The sequence below is a fragment of the Herbaspirillum sp. Her3 genome, assembly GCF_057961275.1.
In genome coordinates, this window is the sequence record NZ_CM176328.1 from 3,536,322 (window position 1) to 3,557,783 (window position 21,462).

Here is a 21,462-nt window from a genome sequence, read left to right on the forward strand (position 1 = left end):
GGCCTGGATCATTTCCCTCATCGACCATGACTGATTTCCAGTTCATGCAGAAAGCGCAACCGACGGTTGCGCTTTTTGTTTCCGACCTGCATTTGCAGGCCGCCCTGCCCCGCACCACCGCGGCTTTCCTGGCCTTCCTGCAAAGCCATGCGGTACAGACGCAGCAACTGTACCTGCTGGGTGACGTGTTCGAGTACTGGGCCGGTGACGACGACTGTACTGCTCCCTACAACCAACTGATTGCTGATGCGCTGCGAACTGTACAGGGCCACGACGTGCAACTGTACTGGATGGCCGGAAACCGCGATTTCCTGGTCGGCCAGGGTTTTGCCGATGCCGCAGGACTGACGCTGCTCGACGATCCGCACGTCGTCACCCTGGCTGGCCGCAAGCTGGCACTGGCGCATGGCGACGCGCAATGCACCGATGACCATGCCTACATGGCCTTTCGCGCGCAGGTGCGCCAGCCGGCTTACCAGCAGCAGTTCCTGGCCATGCCGCTGGCACAGCGCAAGGCCATCATCGAGGGTATCCGCAAGAACAGCCAGGATGCCAACCAGAGCAAGGACATGGCGATCATGGATGTGAATGCCGGCGCCATCGATGCGCTCTTCGCGCAGACCGGCAGCGACGTGCTGATCCACGGACACACGCACCGCCCTGCCCTGCATCGCCTCGCTGATGGCAAGCTGCGCTATGTCCTGCCGGATTGGGAATATGACGTAGAGACGCCGCGTGGCGGCTGGATCAGCCTGACGGCCGATGGCGTGCTGCATCGGCATGGCGTGGACGGACACGAGATCGCCTGATCCCGCGTTTGACTTCACCGCAGCCGGATTGTCCCGGCTGCGGTTTTCTCTTCAATCGACCAGCCGGTTCAGTTGTGCTGCGTCGAATTGTCCGGCCTCTTCCAGGCGCCGACACCCTATCCCCGCTCCCTGCAAGGCGGCCAGCACGGCTTCCAGTTGCTGCTCCTGCGCGGCCACCTGATTGATGAGCCCATGCAAGGCCTTCGACAACGGATCATCGCCGTTGGGCATGACCCCATAAGCGGCAAAGAGCCGCGCTGCCGCCTGATCGCGCCCGCCCGGTGCGGCATTGCGCTCGACGATGCGGGCCGGATTGCCCACCGCCGTGGCACCGGCCGGCACTTCCTTGGTCACCACCGCATTGGAGCCGACCTTGGCGCCATCGCCCACCGTAAAGCCGCCCAGCACCTTGGCCCCGGCACCGATGATGACGCCGCGCCCCAGCGTGGGATGGCGCTTGGCGCCCTTGGCCAGCGAGGTGCCACCCAGGGTCACGCCCTGGTAGATGGTGGAATCGTCGCCGACGATGGCGGTCTCGCCGATTACCACGCCCATGCCGTGATCGATGAAGACGCGGCGGCCGATGGTAGCGCCGGGGTGGATTTCGATGCCGGTCAGCGTGCGCCCCAGCTGGGAAATGAAGCGGCCCAGCCATTTCAGATCGGCCGTCCAGCAAGCCTTGGCCCAGCGATGCAGGATCACCACATGCAGGCCGGGATAACAGGTCAGCACCTCCCAGCTGTTGCGCGCGGCGGGGTCGCGCTCGCGGATGCTGGCGATGTCTTCTCTGAGTCGGCTGAACATGGTGTGTTTCCTGAGACGTTGAACGAAAAAATGCTGCAAAGTGATCCAGATATGGAACGGCAAAAAAAATCGCCGGACGCGAAGTCCGGCGAGGGTGTCATGCGAAATGACCGGACTTACTTGGGCAAGCGCTGGCGTCGCGCCTCGTACAGACAGACGCCGGAGGCCACGGAGACGTTGAGGCTCTCGACCGATCCGAACATGGGGATGTTGACCAGCACATCGCAGGTCTCGCGGGTGAGACGGCGCATGCCTTCGCCTTCGGAGCCCATCACCAGCGCGGTGGGACCGGTAAAGTCGCCTTCGTAGAGGCCCTTCTCGGCATCGTCCGAGGTGCCGATGATCCATACGCCACGTTCCTTCAGGTCGCGCATGGTGCGCGCCAGGTTGGTGACGGTGATGTAGGGCACGGTGTCGGAGGCACCGCTGGAAACCTTCATGGCGGTCGCATTCAGGCCCACGGCGCGGTCCTTGGGCGCGATCACCGCGTGTGCGCCGGCACCATCGGCCACCCGCAGGCAGGCGCCCAGGTTGTGCGGATCGGTGATGCCATCGAGGATCAGCAGCAGCGGCGGGCCGACCACGGCATCCAGCAGTTCATCGAGGGTGCGCGCCAGCGACAGCGCGGCGGCCTTGGCCACCACGCCCTGGTGGCGGCGCGTGCCGACCATGGCCGCCAGGCGCTGGTCGTCGGCCTGGATGATGCGCACGTTGGCTTCCTTGGCCGCATGCAGCAAATCCAGCATGCGGCGGTCGCGGCGCTCGGCATCCACGTAAATCTCTTCCACCGAGGAAGCCTCGTGGCGGATGCGGGAGGTCACGGCATGGAAGCCGAAAATCATTTTGCTCTTCATAGATCCTGCTTGTGTCTTTCGTCTTGCTTGGGACAGGCGTCCCTCGTTCCATCAAACCCGGCCAGCCGCTTGAGGCCAGACCGGGGACATGCTCATCGCTTCTTCTTGCCCTTGCTGAAGCCCTTGGCGGCAGCGCGCTTGCGGTCGGCCTCGCCAGGACGCGCCGTGCCGGCACGGGCGGTACCGGTCTTGGCGCCGCCCTTGGCCTTGCTGGCAGCGGCTGCCGGCTTGGCCGGCGCACCCTTCTTGCCGCGTGCGGCGGGCTGGCTGGCGGCGGCCTGCTTGCTGCCACCGGACTTGCCGCGCGCAGCGCTTTCGGCGCGCTTGGCTTCGTTCTTGATGAGAGTGCGGATGCCCGGCTCGTTGACCAGCGACAGGTCGATCTTGCGTGCATCCAGGTCCACCCGGCTGACCTGCACGGTCACGCGGTCGGTCAGCTGGTAGCGGATGCCGGTACGCTCACCGCGCAGCTCATGGCGCGCTTCGTCGTACTGGAAGTAATCGGCACCCAGTTCGGTGACGTGCACCAGGCCTTCGATGTAGAGCGCGTCAAGCTGCACGAAGATACCGAAGGTCGCCACGCCGGCGATGGTGCCGGTGAATTCCTCGCCCAGCTTGTCGCGGATGAAGTAGCACTTCAGCCAGGCTTCCACGTCACGCGAAGCCTCGTCGGCACGGCGCTCGTTGGCCGAGCAGTGCAGGCCCAGCGCTTCCCAGATCGCCAGCGCGCTTTCGCCACGCGGCTTCTTGCCGGCCGCCTTGTCGGTGGCACGCTGCAGCGCCTGCGCCTTGCGCGCGGCCGGGGAAATCGAGGTATTGAGTGCGCTGCTGTCGATGCCCTTGGGTTCGTAGCGTTTGCCTTGCAGCACGGCCTTGATGGCACGGTGCGTCAGCAGGTCGGGGTAGCGGCGGATCGGGCTGGTGAAGTGGGCGTAGGACTCGTACGACAGGCCGAAGTGGCCGATGTTGTCCGGGCTGTAGACGGCCTGCTGCATCGAGCGCAGCAGCATGGTCTGGATCAGCACGCCATCCGGGCGCGCCTTGACCTTGGGCATCAGCTCGGCATAGTCAGAGGCGCTGGGGGTGTCGCCACCGCCGAGGCTCAGGCCGACCTGCTTCAGGAAGGTGCGCAGCTGCGTCAGCTTTTCCTTGGTCGGGCCGGCGTGGATGCGATAGAGCGCCGGATGATCGTGGCGCTTCAACAGGTCGGCCGCACAGACGTTGGCGGCCAGCATGCATTCCTCGATCAGGCGGTGTGCATCGTTGCGGGTGCGCGGCAGGATCTTCTCGATCTTGCCGGCGGCGTTGCAGACGATGTAGGTCTCGGTGGTCTCGAAGTCGATGGCACCGCGCGCCTGGCGGGCCGTCAGCAGCGCCTGGAAGACTTCGTACAGATGGGTCAGGTGCGGCACCAGGCCGATGCGGCGCGCCGCTTCCGGGCCCTTGGTATTGGCCAGGATGGAGGCGACTTCGGTATAGGTCAGGCGCGCGGCCGAGTGGATCACGGCCGGATAGAACTGGTAGGCCTTGATCTCGCCCTTGGCCGTGATGACGGCGTCGCACACCAGGGTCAGGCGGTCCACGTCCGGGTTCAGCGAGCACAGGCCGTTGGAGAGTTTTTCCGGCAGCATCGGGATGACCCGGCGCGGGAAATACACCGAGGTGCTGCGCTCCAGCGCATCCACGTCGAGAGCGTCGTTGGGCTTGACGTAGTGGCTCACATCGGCAATCGCCACGATCAGGCGATAGCCCTTGGCGCGGCCGATCTTGACCGGTTCGCAGTAGACCGCATCGTCGAAGTCGCGTGCGTCTTCGCCGTCGATGGTGACCAGCGGTACGTCGCGCAGGTCCACGCGGTCCTTCAGGTCGGCCGCCTTGACTTCGCTGGGCAGCTTGGATGAGAGCTTCTTGGCGGCATCCGAGAATTCGTGCGGCACGCCGTACTTGCGCACGGCGATTTCGATTTCCATGCCGGGGTCGTCGATGTCACCCAGGATCTCGACGATCTTGCCCACCGGTTGCGTATAGCGGGACGGATGCTCGGTCAGCTCCACGCTCACCACCTGCCCTGCCTTGGCCTTGCCCGGAGGTCCGGCCAGCAGCACGTCGTGGCCGATGCGCTTGTCTTCGGGGGCCACCACCCAGACGCCGTTTTCATTCAACAGGCGGCCGATCACGTGGGTATTGGCGCGCTCCACCACTTCGACGATGGTGCCCTCGGGACGGCCGCGGCGGTCGGTGCCGGTGATGCGTGCCTGCACGCGGTCGCCGTGCATGACCTTCTGCATTTCCTTCTCGGGCAGGAACAGGTCATCGGTCCCGTCATCGGGCAAGAGGAAACCGAAGCCATCGCGATGGGCCGAGACGCGGCCGAGGATGAAATCGGGTGAATGGGTCAGCTTGTAGTTTCCGGCGCGATCCGGCTTGATCTGGCCGTCGCGTTCCATGGCGTTGAGGCGGCGCGTCAGGCCATCCATTTCTTCGGGCTTGACGCCGAGCGCGGCGGCCAGTGCGGCAGCATTTTGCGCGCCGGAAGAAGTACGCAGGATGCCGAGGATCTCTTCCCGGCTGGGAATGGAATAGGGAAATTGGCTCAAAAGTTTCGTTTCGCGCAATTGTTATAAATGCCAAGGCGAGGTGTGCCCAGGGCGACGGATGTGCCTAGTGTAACGGAGTTGCGGCCATTTACCTAACCGCAATACGGGGATGAAAAGCGGGTTGGGCATCGTATTGCAACGAAATTTGCTTCATGGGGATGAAAAAGTTGTTGACAGCGAGCCCAGACCGTCTATAATCATGGTCTTCGCTTTACAGCGCAGCCCACGTGGCGGAATTGGTAGACGCGCATGGTTCAGGTCCATGTGCCGCGAGGTGTGGGGGTTCGAGTCCCTCCGTGGGCACCAAAACAAAAAAGGTCGATTGATGAAAATCAATCGGCCTTTTGCGTTTGGGGCGACGAAACATGCCCCTGTCAAATTCACGCACTCCGCGTCAAAGCCGTGTCACGGCAGCCTCACCCGGATTGGCACAGGCGAAATCTTTTATCATGCGCCAAGCCTGCTACCCAGCGGCTCCCCAATCTTTCATCACGACGCATGCCCCACTTCGACAAGTCCCTGGTCTGGTTCCGCCGCGACCTGCGCCACACCGATCACGCCGCCCTCTACTACGCGCTCTCGCAGAGCCGCGCGGTCTGGTGCGTGTTCGTCTTCGATACCGATATCCTCGATGCACTCAAGGCCGAGGGCGTACAGCAGGATCGCCGCGTCGATTTCCTGCTGGCCAGCGTGGCCGAGCTGGACCAGGCCTTGCGCAAGGCCGGCGGCGGATTGATCGTGCTGCATGGATCCGCCGCGACATGCATCCCCGAACTCGCCGCCGAGCTGGGAGTGCAAGCGGTCTTTGCCAACACTGACTATGAGCCCGCCGCAGTGGAACGCGATGCGGCCGTCGCCCAGGCCCTGCAGAAGACCGGCGCGCAACTGCTGAGCTACAAGGACCAGGTGATCTTTGAAAAGGATGAAGTGCTGACCCAATCGGCCAAGCCCTTCTCGGTCTTCACGCCCTACAAGAATGCCTGGATGGCCAAACTGGCAGCAGCGGGCGGCGACTTCTACCTCAAGCCCTATCCCGTCGAAAAATATTTCCACGCGTTGGCCAAGCCGCCCGGCAAGACGCATCACGCCATTCCCTCGCATGTCGCACTAGGATTCCAGCCCAGCAATCTGGACGAACTGAAGATTCCTGTCGGCATGTCCGGCGCGCATGCCCTGCTGGCGGACTTCCTGGGCCGTATCGGTGCCTATGGAACGGCGCGCGATTTTCCGGCAGTGAAGGGTCCGTCCTATCTGTCGATCCACCTGCGCTTCGGCACCGTCTCCATCCGCACGCTCGCGCGCGCGGCCATGCAGGCCATGCGTGCGGGGCACGGTGCCGCCGGGGCTTCCGTCTGGCTGTCGGAACTGACCTGGCGCGATTTCTATTTCATGATCCTGCACCATCATCCGCGCGTGACCGGCAAGGCCTTCAAGCCCGAATACGACGCCATCCGGTGGGAGCAAGGCAAGCATGCCGAAGAACTCTTCGCCGCCTGGTGCGAGGGACGCACCGGCTATCCGCTGGTGGACGCCGCCATGGCCCAGATCAACCAGACCGGCTACATGCACAACCGCCTGCGCATGGTGGTGGCCAGCTTCCTGACCAAGGACCTGGGCATCGACTGGCGCTGGGGTGAAAAATATTTTGCGATCCATCTCAACGACTTCGACCTGGCCGCCAACAACGGCGGCTGGCAGTGGGCCTCGTCATCGGGCTGCGATGCCCAGCCCTACTTCCGCATCTTCAATCCGGTCACGCAGTCGGAGAAGTTCGACCCCGAAGGCAAGTTCATCCGCCGCTATCTGCCGCAACTGGCCAAGCTGTCCGACAAGCGCATCCATGCGCCATGGACCGCAGCACCTGATGAACGGCTGTCCGCCGGGGTGACGCTGGGGCAGAACTATCCGCGTCCCGTCGTCGATCATGCAGAGGCGCGTGAACGCACGCTGGCGCGCTATGCGGTGGTCAAGAAGACGGAAAAAACAGAGTAAGGCGAACACAAAAAAACGGACTGCATGCAGCCCGTTTTTTCCACATTCCTGCCACTTATTCCGACATCACCGGCTCCACCTTCTTGTCCTGGTCAAAGCGGATCGGCGGCACCCGCCGCACCATCCACAGCCCCACCAGCGCGGCCACGATGGCAATGGCGATGCCCATGTGGATGGCCCCGACCAGCGCTTCGCGCGCGGCCTCCAGCAAGGCCGAGCCATCATGTCCGGCCTGCATCAGTTGCGCCAGCAGCACCGACTGGATGTCATGATTGACCAGCACTTCCGGGTCGCTGAAGTCCTTGAGCCATTGCGCGGCGTGATCCCCTTCCAGGGCCTTCTGCACGCCCGCGCCATACATCTGGCTGACCAGCGTACCGGTGATGGCCGTGCCCAGCATGCCGCCGATCATGCGCAGCGATTGCAGCAAGGCGGTGGCAATGCCGAGGTGCTCGCGCGCGGCCGCCTGCTGGGCAAACACGGTGAGGTTGGGCAGCACCAGGCCGAGCCCGAAACCGCCGGCCAGCATCACCGTCAACAGGAAGCCATTGCCGGTGGTCCGATCGCTCAGCACCACACCCAGGCAAGAAGCGGCGATGAGGGCAAAGCCCAGGTTCATCATCAGGTTGGGATTGGGAATGCGCGTGATGATGCGGCCATTGACGATGCTGGCCACGGTGATACAGGCCACCAGCGGCGTGATCAGCAGGCCGGCCTCGCGCGGGGTCAAGCCGAAGCCGCCCTGGAACAGCAGCGGCGCATACATCAGCAGCGAGAACATGGAGAATCCCGCCAGCACCGACAGCAGGAACAGGCTGGCCAGCGCGCGGTCGCGCAGCATCTCGAAGGGGAGGATGGGTTGCGCCGCACGCTGCTCCCACTTCCACAGCGCATAGAACGCCGCCACCGACACCGCCAGCAAGACCAGCATGCCGCTGGTGATGCCGCGCTTGGGCAGGAGCTCCACCAGCAATTGCAGGCTGCCCAGCGAGAGCGAGATCAGCAGTGCCCCCGGCCAGTCCAGCCGCATCTTGCCGGCGTGCTGCATGTGGCGGATGTGCGGCACGAATCGCCAGACGAAAAACAGCGACAGCACGCCAATGGGCAGGTTGCAGTAGAACACCCAGCGCCAGCCCAGACCTTGCGTGAGGAAACCGCCCAGCGAAGGACCGACCGCCGTGGCGATGCCGAAAGAGGCCGACAGGATGATCTGCCAGCGCAGCCGCACGCGCGGATCAGGGAACAGGTCGGCAATGGAAGCGAAACAGGTGCCCACCAGCATGCCGCCGCCGATGCCCTGCAGGCCGCGCGCGAGCACCAGGAAGAGCATGCTGTTGGCCATCCCGCACAAGGCGGAGGCACCGACGAAGACGATGATGGACGCGATCACGAAGGGCTTGCGGCCGAAGTAATCGCCCAGCCGTCCGAAGATGGGCACGGTGATCACCGAGCTCAGCAGGTAGGCCGTCGCCACCCAGGCGTAGAGTTCAAAACCCTTCAACTCAGCCACGATGGTCGGCAGCGCAGTACCGACGATGGTCTGGTCCAGCGCCACCAGCATGATGACGAAGCAGATGCCCAGGGTGGCCAGCAGGGATTCGCGGAACGGCAGGACTTGGCCGCTGGAGTGGGCGGCGTCGGTATGTAGGGCCATGTTGCGGGGAATGGATATCCGAAGTTGCGCGCTTGCGCCAATCCGCCATTTTAGCGTCGCACGGCGCGGCACGCAGGGCGCATCACAGCAGGAGTTCGTAGCGCTGCTCGTTGAGCTTCACGCCCCAATGCGAGCCGATGCGCTCTTCTGCGAGCACGAAACCGTGGCGCTGGCAGAGGCTGTGCGCAGCGTGCAAGCCTTCGAAGGTCCACAGGTAGATCGAGGGATAATCGCATTCGGCGCAGAAGCGTATCGCTTCGGTCAGCAGGGCATCGCCCACACCACGGCCGCGCAATTTTTCGGAGGCGATGAACCAGCGCAACCACGCGCCCCGCTCTTGCGCAAGCTGGCCGTCGATGGTCAGCGAACCTTCGACGCGGCCGTGTACGGTGGCCGTCCAGAAACCGTCGCGGCTGTCGTCGTAGCGACTCATGAAGGCTGCCAACTCGGTGGCGATGCGGGCTTCGAAGTAGACCCCGAAGCTCCAGTTCTCGGTGTAATAGGCGGCGTGCAGTTCGGCTACACGCCCGATGGCGCCTGGCAGATAGCCGCGCCGGATGTGGATGTCGTCCATGGCTTGCCTCCCCCAACGGGCGGCGCTGGCCGTGGTGCCGCCAGGCGCGCCGCAGGCGCCCGGACGGCGTGCTTCAGGCTCAGTCGCCGGCGATGGTCATGTTGTCCAGCAGGATGGAACCCGTTTCCTTGGAGCCGCGAATGAGCGTGTCGTTACCCACGGCCACGATCTGGCGCAGCATCTCCTTCATGTTGCCGGCGATGGTGATTTCTTCCACCGGATACTGGATCACGCCATTCTCCACCCAGTAGCCCGAGGCACCACGCGAATAGTCGCCCGTCACGTAGTTCACGCCCTGCCCCATCAGCTCGGTCACCAAGAGGCCGGTGCCCATCTTCTTCAACATGCCCTTGAAGGTATCAGCCTTGGTGGTCAGATCGGAACGCAGGGTGAGGTTGTGCGAGCCGCCGGAGTTGCCGGTGGTCTGCATGCCCAGCTTGCGCGCCGAATAGGTCGAGAGGAAGTAGCCCTGCACCACGCCATCCTTGACCACTTCGCGGCGCACGGTGCGCACGCCTTCTTCGTCGAAGGGAGCGGAACCGACACCGCCGATGACGTGCGGATCTTCCAGTATCTGGATGTGCTCGGGAAACACCTGCTGGCCCAGCGAATCGAGCAGGAAACTCGACTTGCGGTACAGCGCACCGCCCGACACGGCCTGCACGAAGGCGCCCAGCAGACCTGCGGCCAGCGGTGCTTCGAACAGCACCGGGCACTTGCGGGTGGTCAGCTTGCGCGCATTCAGGCGCGCCAGCGCACGCTCGGCGGCATAGCGGCCGATAGCTTCGGGCTTGGCCAGTTTCTTGGGATCGCGCTTGGACGAATACCAGTCATCGCGCTGCATGCTCGCGCCCTTGCCGGCAATCGGCGCCACCGAGATGGTATGGCGCGAGAACGGATAGCCGCCCATGAAGCCACGGCTGTTGGCCGCGATGAAATGCGAGTGTTGTACGTAGACGCCGGCACCTTCGCTGTTGCTGATGCGCGGGTCGGTCTCGAGCGCGGCGGTTTCGCAGCGTTGGGCCAGCGCAACGGCTTCTTCGGCGGAAATGTTCCATGGCGAAAACAGTTTCAGGTCGCGCGGGGCCATTTCCAGCATCTCGGCGTCGGGCAGGCCGGCACAGTCATCGATGGCGGTGAAGCGGGCGATGTTGTGGGCGGCCTCGACGGTTTCCTTCAACGCCTGCTGCGAAAAGTCCGAGGTGCTGGCGTTGCCGCGCCGCACCTGGCGGCCTTCTCCGAGGAACACCGTCACTCCGATGCCCTTGTCCTTGTTCTGCTCGATGGTCTCGATCTTGCCCTTGCGCACCGCTACCGAGAGGCCACTGCCTTCGCTGATGTCGACGGCGGCGTCCGAGGCGCCCTTGTCCCGGGCATAACGCAGGACATCCTGCGCCAACTGCTTCAACTGGTCCTGACTGTGCGTGAATGGGGTATCGCTCATGAGCCTGTTTTCTCTGAAATGCGGGTAAAACGGTTATCATAGCAGTCGTTAAGCTTTATTTCTCGAAGTCACGATATGCCCAATGCCAACCGCGGTGCTGTCGGATTCCAATCCAGCGAATTCGAACAGGAATATGACCGCCCCTCCAAGTCCCAGCTCAAGCGCGAGATGGATGCCCTGCAAAAGCTGGGCGAATCGCTGGTCAACGAGCCGCGCGACCGCGTAAAACGCGTCCCCATGCCCGAAGATGTGCGCGACGCCATCCTCGAATGCCAGCAGATCAAGGATCACGAAGGCCGCCGCCGCCAGATGCAATACGTGGGCAAGAAGATGCGCACGCTGGAACCCGACGAGATCGCCATCATCCAGAAGACCATCGACAGCTGGCACGGCGCCTCCAAGGCCGAAACCGCCGCCATGCACGCGCTGGAGCGCCGCCGTGAAAAGCTGCTGGCCGACGACCAGGCACTGACCGAACTGCTGAACCGCCATCCTGAAGTGGACGTGCAGCACATGCGCACGCTGATCCGCAATGCCCGCAAGGAGCAGGCGGAAAACAAGCCGCCCAAGGCCTACCGCGAAATCTTCCAGATCCTCAAGCAGTTGCAGACCCAGGCCGCACTGGCCAAGGGCGAAGCGGCCGAGGAACAGGACGACGAGCAGGACGACGATGAGCGTTGAAGTGGCCGCCCCCATCACGCGTGAGGTACTGCGAGTGGGCCTGGTCTCCGTTTCCGACCGCGCCTCCGGTGGCGTCTATCAGGATCAGGGCATCCCTGCCCTGCAGGAATGGCTGGGCAGCGCCCTGTCCAGCCCGTTCGAAGTCGAAACCCGTCTGATCCCCGATGAACGTGCCCGTATCGAACAGACCCTGGTGGAACTGGTCGACGCCGTGCGCTGCGACCTGGTGCTGACCACGGGCGGTACCGGCCCTTCGCGGCGCGACCTCACGCCCGAAGCCACGCTGGCCATCGGCACCAAGGAAATGCCGGGCTTTGGCGAGCAGATGCGCCAGATCAGCCTGCAGTTCGTGCCGACCGCGATCCTCTCGCGCCAGGTGGCCGTGATCCGCGAGACCGAAGGCCACGCCGCGCTGGTGCTGAACCTGCCCGGCCAGCCCAAGTCCATCCGCGAGACGCTGGAAGGCTTGAAGGACCAGGACGGCAAGGTCAAGGTGCCGGGCATTTTCGCCGCCATCCCCTATTGCATCGACCTCATCGGCGGTCCGTACATCGAGACCGTGGAGGCCGTCTGCAAGGCCTTCCGCCCCAAGTCGGCGATCAGGCCGGCCAGCAAGTAAGACAGGTACCGGCCCACACACCGCTGCGGGCCACCCTTTCCTTCAGTTCGGACACTTCCCTTCCTCCGGCCCGCCGCACAGCGTGGCCGCATTGATCAGATCCAGATACTGTTGCAGCCCGGCCGGCGAAATCCGGTAGGGATATTGCTTGTAGGCCGCGTCAGTGGCCGGACGCCAGCTGAACTGCACCACGAACAGTTGCTGTTTTCCCTGATACACCGCCAGTACAGTTCCCTCGCCATAAGGCGCAACTGGACCGGTACGGTCGCAGAAGCCGCCGCTGACAGATACCGGGATGTTGTTGGTACTGCCGTTCTTCTGCGCCATGGCCACGAAGCGGCCCGGACAATTGCGCTGCGCTCCCTGCATCACCTCGCTCAAGGCCACCTGTGCCACGGTCAGCTTGCGCGCCTCGATATTGGCCAGCAGGCCGGCCTCGGGAAAACTGCGACGCTGCACGCCCATGTAACCTTCGCGCCAGGAGTCGTGGGCTTCGTTGGGCGGCAGGAAGTCCACCATGTAATCCCCGGTCGGATCGCCATCCATGTAGGCCAGGCGCCAGCCCGGCGGCGGCGAGATCATCAGGTTTTCGCCCTTGGGCTGGAACAGCCGGCCCTCGGCTGCGGCATGGCCGGACAGCGGCGCCAGCGCCAGGCTCGCGGCCAGAAAGGGGAACGACAGCGAGGCCAGCAGGCGGCGCGATGGGATGCACTTCATGGGATTTCCTTGTTCGGCGCCGCCATGAGGGCGGCGTTCATCGTATGATGTCAGCCCATTGCAGCAGATGCTGCGCATGACAACGGGCAAGGCCGTATTGTGCTCCAGCGCAAGAGCGCAGACAAATGCGGCGCCCTGCCCCTTCCATTCACAGACCGCAACAGGAACCGCCCTCCCATGTCCGCTCCCCTCGATACGATCCAGATCGATACCGCCCCCAATCCCACTGCCTCCGTCATCTGGCTGCACGGCCTGGGTGCCGATGGTTCGGACTTCGTGCCCATCGTGCGCGAGCTGGACCTGTCCGGCTGCCCGCCGATCCGCTTCATCTTCCCCACCGCACCGACCATGCCGGTGACCATCAACGGCGGCTACGTGATGCGCGCCTGGTACGACATCTTCGCCCCCGACCTGGTACGCCGCGAAGACGAACCCGGCCTGCGTGCCTCGCAGGCCGCCATCGAAGTGCTGATCGCCCAGGAACGTGCACGCGGCATTCCGGCCGAACGCATCGTGCTGGCCGGCTTCTCGCAGGGCTGCGCGATGACGTTGCAGACCGGCCTGCGCCATCCTGAGCGGCTGGCCGGCCTGATGTGCCTGTCGGGCTACCTGCCGATGGCGGCCACCATCGCCGCCGAGCGTCATGCGGCCAACCACGACACGCCCATCTTCATGGCCCACGGCACCATGGACCCGGTGGTGGTGCTGGAGCGTGCAGTGAAGTCGCGCGAACTGCTCACGCAACTGGGACACCAGGTTGAGTGGCATGACTATCCGATGCAGCATTCGGTGTGCGGCGAGGAAGTCGAGGACATCGGTGCGTGGCTGACGCGCGTGCTGGCTTAAAAGTATTGCGGCCGCTGACGATGCAACGGATCATTTGCGCCCCGCTGCCCGTTCTTCCTGAGCAGGCCCGCGAGGGCCGTATCGAAGGCGCACAGACAGTAGCGCCTTCGATACGCGGCGCTGCCGCTACTCAGGACGAACGGTAATCAACAAGACAAGGCACAAGGCCCTGGACGCATGCATCGTCCAGGGCCTTGTGCGTTTGGATAACCGCCTCCTGCGCGACTTCAGGCGCAGGTCAAACTGCAGAGATTACTTCAGGCGGAACTTCAGTTCCTCGCCAGCCTGGCGCATCGCGGTCTGCACGGCCGGCACCTTGGCCAGCACGTTCAACAGGCCGAAGTCGTGGATCATGCCGTTGTAGCGCACGCTGGTCACGGCCACGCCCGCGGCCTGCAGCTTGCGGCCATAGGCTTCGCCTTCATCCCGCAGCACGTCGTTTTCGGCGGTCTGGATCAGGGTCGGCGGCAGGCCGGCCAGTTGCTCGGTAGTGGCGTTGAGCGGCGAGGCGGTGATTTCCTTGCGCTTGGCGGCGTCGGTGGTGTAGCTGTCCCAGAACCACTTCATCATGTTCTTGGTGAGGAAGTAGCCATTGGCGAACTGGTTGTAGGAACCGGTCTCGAAGTTGGCATCGGTCACCGGCCACAGCAGCACTTCCGAACGCAGGGCAGGGCCGCCCTTTTCCTTGGCCATCAGGGCCACGACTGCGGCCATGTTGCCGCCGACGCTGTTGCCGGCCACTGCCAGGCGCTTGCCGTCGACCTTGATGTCCTTGCCGTGCTCGGCCACCCACTTGGTGGCGGCATAGGCCTGGTTGATCGCCACGCCATAGCCGGCTTCCGGCGACGGCGTGTAGTTCACGAACACGGCCACCGCACCCGAGTTGGCCACCAGGTCACGCACCAGGCGCTCGTGGGTCGGGAAGTCGCCCAGCACCCAGCCACCACCGTGGAAGAACATGAAGGCCGGCAAGGTCTTGGTCACGCCAGCCGGACGCACGATGGTCAGCTTGATCTGCTGGCCGTCGGCGGTGATGGTCTTTTCCGACACGTCGGCCTTGGGCAGGTCCAGCTTCACGCTGGCTTGCGCACCCACCAGCACGGCGCGCGCATCCTGCGGCGAGAGCTGTTCCAGGGGCTTGCCGCCACCGGCTTCCAGCGCTTGCAGGAAAGATTGGGTGGTCGGTTCCACGCCGGGGCCACCGGCAGCGTAGGCGTTACCAAAAACCAGGCCGATGGCGGCGACGGCGGCGAGTTGCTTGAACGAGGTCATGATCTTCTTCCTTTTCTCTGATGATCGGATCGGTGAAGTTCACCGGGTAGGTGCTGCGAGGGAACTGCTTTCGTATTGCGTGGTACTGCGGTACTGCCCTGGCGTACGACGCCAGAAAATCGCGCCTTGCGGCAATAAACATAAAACACTATTAAATAGCAAACTACTTATTTGATGCTATTGGCTCTGCGTATAACGGTGCATTCAGGCGATGCCGCCTGACCTGCATGCCGGGAGCGAAGGTTTTACCGCATCGCTCCCGTCACAATAATTTAATAAGCTACTTAATAGCGCGCTATATATTAAATTTTCAAAAAGGGACTCGGCTTGGCCACCTCATCCCTTCAAACCACCCTGCTCACTCGCCCGTATTCTTGTGCAGGCGGGCACGCAAGGCCATCAGTTCTTCCTTCATCGCCGTCAGCTCGGCGGCGCTCGACTCGGTGGCGCGCAACACTTCGCGCGGCAGATCGGCTGCCTGCTCGCGCAGCTTGTCGCCCTCGGCGGTGAGCGAGATGACCACCTGCCGTTCATCGCTGGCTGCACGTTCCCGGGTCACCAGGCCCTGCGCTTCCATGCGCTTGAGCAGCGGGGTCAGCGTGGCCGAGTCCAGTACCAGGCGCTCACCGATCTCGGAGACGGTCAGCTGGTCCTGCTCCCACAACACCATCAGCACCAGATACTGCGAGTAGGTGATGCCCAGGTCGCGCAAGAGCTTGCGGTAGAGCTTGCTCATCGACAGCGAAGTCGAATACAGCGCAAAACACAACTGGGCATCCAGTAGCGGGGCCGCCTTGCGTTTGTCCGTTTTCGAATTCATGCAGCGCAGTTTAGCGAGGCCAAAATTAAATAGCAAGCTATTTAATCAAAATATTTACCGTCAGGCGTGGCGGCCTCACCGCGCACTGTCCACACGCATGAACGCGCATGACTGGCCGTGATCGCGCACCGTCACTGCGCATGCCTGCACGCCACAGTCAGGCACTCCGCCCCATCCACAAGCAGGCCAAGTCCCGCCAGCCATCCGCCGGGAAGCCCACCCCGTCCGCATTCCCAGCCATCGATAGCGCGTTACCAACTGACGCAATCCTGACGGGATGGCACGCTTCATGCATGTCTTCGTCGTTGTATACATTGACGTATCCGTCCTTGCCTTCGCCGTGTCCGTCGCCTAATCTGGCCCGATGGCCAGGGCAGTCGGGCTCGCCGCCCAGGCCGGTTGCGCTCGATCCGTGATGACTTCTGAAAGGAACAACGAATGAACCAGCGTGTCTCCCGTTTCCTGCTGTCCGCAATGTCCTCGGCCGTGCTGGCCGCCTGCTCCCTGCCCGCGCTGGCGGTCACGCTCAACATCTCCCTGGATGCCGATCCCGGCAAGCTCGATCCGACGCAATCGTCGATGTTGAACGAGCGCATCGTCTACCAGAGCATCTTCGACAAGCTGGTGGACCTGGATGGCGAAGGCAAGATCGTTCCCATGCTGGCCGAGCGCTGGACCGTTTCCGACGATCAGAAGACCTACACGCTCTACCTGCGCCGTGGGGTCAAGTTCCAGGACGGCACGCCCTTCGACGCCAAGGCGGTGGAGTTCAACCTGCTGCGCGGCCAGGAGAAAACTTCCCTGCGCCGCAACGAACTGAAATACGTCAGCAAGATCACGGTGGTGGACGATCACACCATCAAGCTGGAACTGTCCACGCCCTTCGCGCCCTTCCTCTCCATCCTCACCGACCGCGCCGGCATGATGTCGTCGCCGGCCGCCGTCAAGAAATACGGCGAGGATTACGTCAACCATCCGGTCGGCACCGGCCCCTTCATCTACGAAGGGCGCCTCAAGGGCGCCACCCTCACGCTGAAGAAGAATCCCGACTACTGGCGCGCCGGCCTGCCCAAGGTCGACGAAGTGGTCTACAAGATCATGCCGGACGTCAATGTCGCCTTCAACAACCTGCGCAGCGGCCAGGTCGACATCAGCAACCGCTTCCCCTACAAGGAAATCACCAACGTCCCGGCCAACGCCAGTTACACGGTACTGAACAAGCCCTCGCTGGGCTTTCGCGGCTTCTACCTGAATACCACCAAGCCCCCCTTCGACAAGAAGGAGGTACGTGAAGCCGTCGACATCCTCATCGACCGCAACGCCATCGCCAAGGTGGTCTACAACAATGCGGTAGCGCCCGGCCACTCGCCCTTCTCCAAGGCACAGTTCGCCAATGGTCCCAGCGACGTGCCGCCCAAGGTCGACGTGGCGCGCGCCAAGGCCCTGCTCAAGGCGGCCGGCAAGGAAGGCGGGTTCAGCTTCAAGCTGACCCTGCCGACCACCCCCGATGAATTGCAGGCCGGCCAGATGATCCAGGGCATGCTGCGTCCGGCCGGCATCACCGTCACGCTGGAAAAAACCGAGCTGGCCAGCCAGATCGAGGCCGGCAAGACCGGCAACTACGAAGGCCTCTTCGTGGGCTGGAGCGGACGTCCCGATCCGGACCAGAACATCTATGACTTCGTGACCACCAATGGCTCGCTGAACTATCCCCACTTCGGCGCCAAGGAAGTGGATGACCTGCTGCAGCAGGCCCGGGTGGAAAGCGACCAGGCCAAGCGCAAGACGCTCTACGACCAGGCCATGACCATCCTGGTCAAGGAAGTGCCCTACATCTACCTGGTGCATGACAACGTGCTCTTCGGCATCGCCAAGTCGGTCAAGGGATTCCAGTACGTGCCCGATGGCGTGATCCGCACCGCTACCGTCTCCAAGTAAGCCCATGCCCAAGCTGGTAAAACGACTGCTGCTGTCGCTCCCTACCCTGCTGCTGGTGAGCATGGTGGTGTTTTCCCTGCTGGCGGTGCTGCCGGGCGATCCGGTAGCCGCCATCCTCGGCATGGAAGCCACGCCCGAAGCCGCCGCTGCACTGCGTCTCAAACTGGGGCTGGATGATCCGCTGCTGGTGCAGTACGGGCGCTGGCTGTGGGCCGTGCTGCACGGCGACCTGGGACGCTCCTTCATCGACAACACCCCGGTGGCCGAGGCCCTGTGGCAGCGCCTGCCGGTCACCATCGAGCTGGCCATCGGCAGCTTCCTGGTGGCCGTCATCATTGCGGTCCCGGCCGGCATCCTCTCGGCCGCACGGCCACGCGGCTGGGCCAATGCCATCGGTACCCTGATCGCACTGTTCGGCATGTCGGTGCCGCACTTCTGGCTGGGCATGCTGTTCATCATCCTGTTCGCGGTCAAGCTGGGCTGGCTGCCGGCCTCGGGTTTCGTGCCGCTGTCGGTGGACTGGCACGCCAACCTGATCGCCATGGTGATGCCCATGGTCGTGACCGGCCTGCGCGAATCGGCCATCCTGATGCGCATGGTGCGCAGCAGCCTGTTGGAAGTCCTCAACGAGGATTACATCCGCACCGCCTTCTCCAAGGGCCTGCGCGACTGGCAGGTGGTGCTGGGCCATGCGCTGCGCAACGCCATGATCCCGGTGGTCACGGCCAGTGGCCTGATGGTCTCGGGCATGCTGGGCGGACTGGTCATTACCGAGAGCATCTTCGGCATTCCCGGCATGGGCAAGATGATCGTCGACGCCATCTTCCAGCGCGACTACGTGACCGTACAGGCAGGTGTACTGGCTGCCACGGTCATGGTGGTCATCGTCAATCTGTGCGTGGACCTGCTCTACAGCGTGATCGACCCGCGCATTGCCCGCTGAACGTTCAATTCCAAGATGACGCCTCCCGACATGAACACCCCCTCCGCTGCCCCCGCCCTGCCTGCGCAGCCCCGCTGGCGCACCCTGCGCCGCTTCAGCCGCAACCGTCTGGCGGTGATCGGTGCAGTGATCATCACTGTACTGGTACTGTTGGCGATAAGTGCACCGGTACTGGCCCGGTACGATCCGATTTTTGATCAGGACTACGGCAATCTGCTGTCTGGTCCGAGTGCCGAGCACTGGCTCGGTACGGATGACCTGGGCCGCGACATCTACACCCGCATGCTGTACGGCTCGCGCATCTCGCTGCAGGCCGCGCTGATCTCGGTCGGGCTGGCCTTCTCGCTGGGCGTGCCCATCGGCATCGTCAGCGGCTACTATCGCGGCGCGGTGGACGCCATCGTCATGCGCGTGGTCGATGCGCTGCAGGCCTTTCCCTCGCTGATCCTGGCACTGGCCCTGGCGGCCGCGCTGGGCGGCGGTTTCTACAATGCGATGGTGGCCGTGGGCATCGGTTTCACCTCTTCGTTCGTACGGCTGGCGCGCGGGCAGGCCATGACCATCCGCAACCTCGACTACGTGATGGCGGCGCGCTCCATCGGCGCCGGCCACCTGCGCATCATGTGGCGCTACATCCTGCCCAATGCGCTGGCGCCGCTGGTGATCCAGGCCACCTTTGCGATGGGCACGGCCATCATCGCCGAGGCGGGACTCTCCTATCTGGGACTAGGCGCCAAGCCGGAAGACCCGAGCTGGGGCTCCATGCTGCACATCGCCCAGGGCTACCTGAACACCACGCCGATGCTGGCCATGTGGCCGGGGCTGGCGATCTTCCTGGTGGTGCTGGGCTTCAACCTGTTGGGCGATGGCATCCGCGAAGTGTTCGACCCCAAACTGAGCCGCTGAGGAACATCCATGCTCGCCATCGAGAATCTCAAGATCGAATTTCTCAGCCACGGCCGCCGCGTTGCGCCGGTCGATGGCGTCTCCTTCTCACTGGGCCAGGATGAAACCGTGGGCCTCTTGGGTGAATCCGGCTGCGGCAAGAGTGTCACCGCGCTGTCCATCCTGCGCCTGTTCCCCATGGCCAGCCAGGCCCGGCTGTCGGGCAGCATCCGCTTTGGCGAACGTGAACTGCTGCAGGCCGACGACGCCACCCTGCGCCGCATCCGCGGCAAGGAGATCGCCATGATCTTCCAGGAGCCGATGACTTCACTGAACCCGCTGCACCGCATCGGCGAGCAATTGAGCGAGATGCTGCGCATCCACACCGCCCTGCCGCGCCAGGAGATCGAGGCCAAAGTCATCGCCATGCTGGAGCGCGTGGGCCTCTCGCGTGCGGCACAGCTGGTGCACGAATACCCGCACAGCCTCTCCGGCGGCATGCGCCAGCGCGTCATGATTGCCATGGCTCTGCTGTGCCAGCCTCGCCTGCTGGTCTGCGACGAGCCCACCACGGCGCTGGACGTGACCATCCAGGCGCAGATCCTCGACCTGATGCGCGACCTGAAGCGCGAGCAGCAGACCTCCATCCTCATGATTACCCACGACCTGGGCGTGGTGGCCGAGATGTGCCAGCGCGTGGTGGTGATGTATGCCGGCCAGGTGGTGGAGCAAAGCAGCGTGGAGGATCTCTTCGACCGCCCCGCCCATCCCTACACGCACGCCCTCATGCGCGCACGGCCGGCGCTGGACGCCACGCCCGGCGCGCCCCTGACGGCCATTCCCGGCAGCGTGCCGCCGCCCGGCACCATTACCCAAGGCTGCCGCTTCGCCGCCCGCTGCGCCCGCGCCCAGGACATCTGCCGCCAGGAGATGCCCACGCTGGAAAACCTGGGCGATGGCCACAGCGTGCGCTGCTGGTATCCGCATTGAAGGCCAGACCATGACGACACTTCCTCCCCTGCTCGACGTCCACGGACTGAAAAAACATTTTGCCGCCGGCGGCAGCACCGTCAAGGCGGTCGATGACGTCTCCTTCAGCATTGCCCAAGGGCAGACCCTGGGCCTGGTCGGCGAATCCGGCTGCGGCAAGTCCACCACCGGGCGCAGCGTGTTGCGCCTGATCGAACCCAGCGAAGGCAGCGTGCGCTTCATGGGCCAGGAACTGACGCTCCTGCCGGAAAGCCAGCTGCGCGCCATGCGGCGCCACATGCAGATGGTGTTCCAGGATCCGTATGCCTCGCTGAACCCGCGCATGACCATCGGCGAAGTGCTGGAAGAACCGCTGATCGTGCACAAGCTGCACGACCGCGCCACCCGCAAGCGCAAGGTGGCCGAGGCACTGGAGATGGTCGGCCTGAACCCGGCCTACGCGGCGCGCCATCCGCATGAATTCTCCGGCGGCCAGCGCCAGCGCGTGGGCATCGCCCGTGCCATCATCACGCGGCCCAAGCTGGTGGTGGCCGATGAAGCCGTGTCGGCGCTGGACGTGTCGATCCAGGCCCAGATCCTGAACCTGCTGCGCGAGCTGCAGCAGGAACTGGGGCTGACCTACCTGTTCGTCTCGCACGACCTGGCCGTGATCCGCCACGTCAGCGACCACATTGGCGTGATGTACCTCGGACGCATGGTGGAATTGGGCACATGTGAAGAGGTGTACACGAATCCGCGCCATCCCTACACGCAGGCGCTGCTCTCGGCCATCCCGCGTGAACATCCGCGCCAAAAACGGGAACGCATCGTGCTGCAGGGAAGCATCCCCAATCCGGCCGCCCCGCCCACGGGCTGCCATTTCCACCCGCGCTGCCCGTCCTGCATGGAGATCTGCAAGACCAAGGCGCCGCCTGCCATCAAGATCAGTCCTGCCCATACGGTGGCTTGCCACCTGAGCAGCCCCGAGTTGGCGCCACGTCCGACCCGATAAAATACGCCCCTGAACCAAGAACGAGAGACCGC

At 63.9% G+C, this 21,462-nt stretch carries 19 protein-coding genes and 1 tRNA gene; 11 read left to right on the forward strand and 9 right to left on the reverse strand.

Annotation, left to right across the window (positions count from 1 at the left end):
* Window positions 1–26: 26 nt before the first annotated feature.
* On the forward strand, window positions 27–809 hold the full coding sequence (locus ACVC5H_RS16145) for a UDP-2,3-diacylglucosamine diphosphatase (protein WP_489618821.1): 783 nt from the start codon (window positions 27–29) through the stop codon (window positions 807–809).
* A 51-nt stretch (window positions 810–860) separates the two neighbouring features.
* Here ACVC5H_RS16145 and cysE read toward each other — a convergent pair whose 3' ends face one another.
* From cysE to rnr, 3 genes are all read right to left on the reverse strand, one after another.
* Window positions 861–1,613: a serine O-acetyltransferase gene (gene cysE / locus ACVC5H_RS16150; protein WP_489618822.1), complete on the reverse strand. Its 753-nt coding sequence runs from the start codon at window positions 1,611–1,613 to the stop codon at window positions 861–863.
* A gap of 116 nt (window positions 1,614–1,729) precedes the next feature.
* Entirely contained in the window at window positions 1,730–2,467 is a 738-nt protein-coding gene (rlmB, locus tag ACVC5H_RS16155; RefSeq protein ID WP_121039396.1) for a 23S rRNA (guanosine(2251)-2'-O)-methyltransferase RlmB, read from the reverse strand.
* A gap of 92 nt (window positions 2,468–2,559) precedes the next feature.
* Window positions 2,560–5,064: a ribonuclease R gene (gene rnr / locus ACVC5H_RS16160; protein ID WP_489618823.1), complete on the reverse strand. Its 2,505-nt coding sequence runs from the start codon at window positions 5,062–5,064 to the stop codon at window positions 2,560–2,562.
* A gap of 221 nt (window positions 5,065–5,285) precedes the next feature.
* Between rnr and ACVC5H_RS16165 the strand changes: the two genes are divergently transcribed.
* Window positions 5,286–5,370 (forward strand) — tRNA-Leu (locus tag ACVC5H_RS16165).
* A gap of 192 nt (window positions 5,371–5,562) precedes the next feature.
* Complete coding sequence (locus ACVC5H_RS16170; protein WP_489618824.1) at window positions 5,563–7,056, forward strand: cryptochrome/photolyase family protein; 1,494 nt, start codon at window positions 5,563–5,565, stop codon at window positions 7,054–7,056.
* Between the two features lie 55 nt (window positions 7,057–7,111).
* Here ACVC5H_RS16170 and ACVC5H_RS16175 read toward each other — a convergent pair whose 3' ends face one another.
* The 3 genes from ACVC5H_RS16175 to pmbA all read right to left on the reverse strand — a co-directional run bounded on the left by ACVC5H_RS16175 (window position 7,112) and on the right by pmbA (window position 10,728).
* Window positions 7,112–8,710 (reverse strand): MDR family MFS transporter, encoded by a 1,599-nt coding sequence (locus ACVC5H_RS16175; RefSeq protein ID WP_489618825.1) that lies wholly within the window; start codon window positions 8,708–8,710, stop codon window positions 7,112–7,114.
* A gap of 82 nt (window positions 8,711–8,792) precedes the next feature.
* Window positions 8,793–9,284, reverse strand: a complete 492-nt coding sequence (locus tag ACVC5H_RS16180) for a GNAT family N-acetyltransferase (protein ID WP_489618826.1) — start codon at window positions 9,282–9,284, stop codon at window positions 8,793–8,795.
* Between the two features lie 79 nt (window positions 9,285–9,363).
* A complete protein-coding gene (gene pmbA, locus ACVC5H_RS16185; protein ID WP_489618827.1) occupies window positions 9,364–10,728 on the reverse strand; it encodes a metalloprotease PmbA in 1,365 nt (454 codons plus the stop codon).
* A 75-nt stretch (window positions 10,729–10,803) separates the two neighbouring features.
* Here pmbA and yjgA point away from each other — a divergent pair, with 75 nt between their 5' ends.
* Window positions 10,804–11,409 (forward strand): ribosome biogenesis factor YjgA, encoded by a 606-nt coding sequence (gene yjgA / locus ACVC5H_RS16190; RefSeq protein ID WP_489618828.1) that lies wholly within the window; start codon window positions 10,804–10,806, stop codon window positions 11,407–11,409.
* Window positions 11,399–12,028, forward strand: coding sequence for a molybdopterin adenylyltransferase (gene mog / locus ACVC5H_RS16195; protein WP_489618829.1), 630 nt, complete (start codon window positions 11,399–11,401; stop codon window positions 12,026–12,028). The genes yjgA and mog overlap by 11 nt, the downstream gene beginning before the upstream one ends.
* Before the next feature lie 42 nt (window positions 12,029–12,070).
* On the opposite strand, the gene ACVC5H_RS16200 is transcribed toward mog, so the two are convergent.
* Window positions 12,071–12,745: a hypothetical protein gene (locus ACVC5H_RS16200; protein ID WP_489618830.1), complete on the reverse strand. Its 675-nt coding sequence runs from the start codon at window positions 12,743–12,745 to the stop codon at window positions 12,071–12,073.
* A 177-nt stretch (window positions 12,746–12,922) separates the two neighbouring features.
* On the opposite strand from ACVC5H_RS16200, the gene ACVC5H_RS16205 reads away from it, so the two are divergent.
* Window positions 12,923–13,591: an alpha/beta hydrolase gene (locus ACVC5H_RS16205; protein WP_489618831.1), complete on the forward strand. Its 669-nt coding sequence runs from the start codon at window positions 12,923–12,925 to the stop codon at window positions 13,589–13,591.
* Window positions 13,592–13,843: 252 nt separating this feature from the next.
* Here ACVC5H_RS16205 and ACVC5H_RS16210 read toward each other — a convergent pair whose 3' ends face one another.
* Complete coding sequence (locus ACVC5H_RS16210; protein WP_489618832.1) at window positions 13,844–14,863, reverse strand: alpha/beta hydrolase; 1,020 nt, start codon at window positions 14,861–14,863, stop codon at window positions 13,844–13,846.
* 358 nt (window positions 14,864–15,221) lie between these two features.
* Window positions 15,222–15,683: a MarR family winged helix-turn-helix transcriptional regulator gene (locus tag ACVC5H_RS16215; protein ID WP_489618833.1), complete on the reverse strand. Its 462-nt coding sequence runs from the start codon at window positions 15,681–15,683 to the stop codon at window positions 15,222–15,224.
* Window positions 15,684–16,121: 438 nt separating this feature from the next.
* Here ACVC5H_RS16215 and ACVC5H_RS16220 point away from each other — a divergent pair, with 438 nt between their 5' ends.
* Genes ACVC5H_RS16220 through ACVC5H_RS16240 form a run of 5 tightly spaced genes read left to right on the forward strand, consistent with a single transcriptional unit; the run spans window position 16,122 to window position 21,430 of the window.
* Window positions 16,122–17,621: an ABC transporter substrate-binding protein gene (locus ACVC5H_RS16220; RefSeq protein ID WP_489618834.1), complete on the forward strand. Its 1,500-nt coding sequence runs from the start codon at window positions 16,122–16,124 to the stop codon at window positions 17,619–17,621.
* Between the two features lie 4 nt (window positions 17,622–17,625).
* Complete coding sequence (locus ACVC5H_RS16225) at window positions 17,626–18,564, forward strand: ABC transporter permease (RefSeq protein ID WP_058895078.1); 939 nt, start codon at window positions 17,626–17,628, stop codon at window positions 18,562–18,564.
* Window positions 18,565–18,594: 30 nt separating this feature from the next.
* Window positions 18,595–19,470 carry an ABC transporter permease gene (locus ACVC5H_RS16230; protein WP_489618835.1) on the forward strand — a complete coding sequence of 292 codons (876 nt, stop codon included), beginning with the start codon at window positions 18,595–18,597 and terminating at the stop codon, window positions 19,468–19,470.
* A 9-nt stretch (window positions 19,471–19,479) separates the two neighbouring features.
* Window positions 19,480–20,439: an ABC transporter ATP-binding protein gene (locus ACVC5H_RS16235; RefSeq protein WP_489618836.1), complete on the forward strand. Its 960-nt coding sequence runs from the start codon at window positions 19,480–19,482 to the stop codon at window positions 20,437–20,439.
* Between the two features lie 10 nt (window positions 20,440–20,449).
* Window positions 20,450–21,430: an ABC transporter ATP-binding protein gene (locus ACVC5H_RS16240; protein WP_489618837.1), complete on the forward strand. Its 981-nt coding sequence runs from the start codon at window positions 20,450–20,452 to the stop codon at window positions 21,428–21,430.
* Window positions 21,431–21,462 lie beyond the last annotated feature (32 nt).

Coding starts and splice junctions, on each gene's coding strand:
- ACVC5H_RS16145 (WP_489618821.1), top strand. CDS start 27: ATGACTGATTTCCAGTTCATGCAGAAAGCGCAACCGACGGTTGCGCTT.
- cysE (WP_489618822.1), bottom strand. CDS start 1,613: ATGTTCAGCCGACTCAGAGAAGACATCGCCAGCATCCGCGAGCGCGAC.
- rlmB (WP_121039396.1), bottom strand. CDS start 2,467: ATGAAGAGCAAAATGATTTTCGGCTTCCATGCCGTGACCTCCCGCATC.
- ACVC5H_RS16170 (WP_489618824.1), top strand. CDS start 5,563: ATGCCCCACTTCGACAAGTCCCTGGTCTGGTTCCGCCGCGACCTGCGC.
- ACVC5H_RS16175 (WP_489618825.1), bottom strand. CDS start 8,710: ATGGCCCTACATACCGACGCCGCCCACTCCAGCGGCCAAGTCCTGCCG.
- ACVC5H_RS16180 (WP_489618826.1), bottom strand. CDS start 9,284: ATGGACGACATCCACATCCGGCGCGGCTATCTGCCAGGCGCCATCGGG.
- pmbA (WP_489618827.1), bottom strand. CDS start 10,728: ATGAGCGATACCCCATTCACGCACAGTCAGGACCAGTTGAAGCAGTTG.
- yjgA (WP_489618828.1), top strand. CDS start 10,804: ATGCCCAATGCCAACCGCGGTGCTGTCGGATTCCAATCCAGCGAATTC.
- mog (WP_489618829.1), top strand. CDS start 11,399: ATGAGCGTTGAAGTGGCCGCCCCCATCACGCGTGAGGTACTGCGAGTG.
- ACVC5H_RS16200 (WP_489618830.1), bottom strand. CDS start 12,745: ATGAAGTGCATCCCATCGCGCCGCCTGCTGGCCTCGCTGTCGTTCCCC.
- ACVC5H_RS16205 (WP_489618831.1), top strand. CDS start 12,923: ATGTCCGCTCCCCTCGATACGATCCAGATCGATACCGCCCCCAATCCC.
- ACVC5H_RS16210 (WP_489618832.1), bottom strand. CDS start 14,863: ATGACCTCGTTCAAGCAACTCGCCGCCGTCGCCGCCATCGGCCTGGTT.
- ACVC5H_RS16215 (WP_489618833.1), bottom strand. CDS start 15,683: ATGAATTCGAAAACGGACAAACGCAAGGCGGCCCCGCTACTGGATGCC.
- ACVC5H_RS16220 (WP_489618834.1), top strand. CDS start 16,122: ATGAACCAGCGTGTCTCCCGTTTCCTGCTGTCCGCAATGTCCTCGGCC.
- ACVC5H_RS16225 (WP_058895078.1), top strand. CDS start 17,626: ATGCCCAAGCTGGTAAAACGACTGCTGCTGTCGCTCCCTACCCTGCTG.
- ACVC5H_RS16230 (WP_489618835.1), top strand. CDS start 18,595: ATGAACACCCCCTCCGCTGCCCCCGCCCTGCCTGCGCAGCCCCGCTGG.
- ACVC5H_RS16235 (WP_489618836.1), top strand. CDS start 19,480: ATGCTCGCCATCGAGAATCTCAAGATCGAATTTCTCAGCCACGGCCGC.
- ACVC5H_RS16240 (WP_489618837.1), top strand. CDS start 20,450: ATGACGACACTTCCTCCCCTGCTCGACGTCCACGGACTGAAAAAACAT.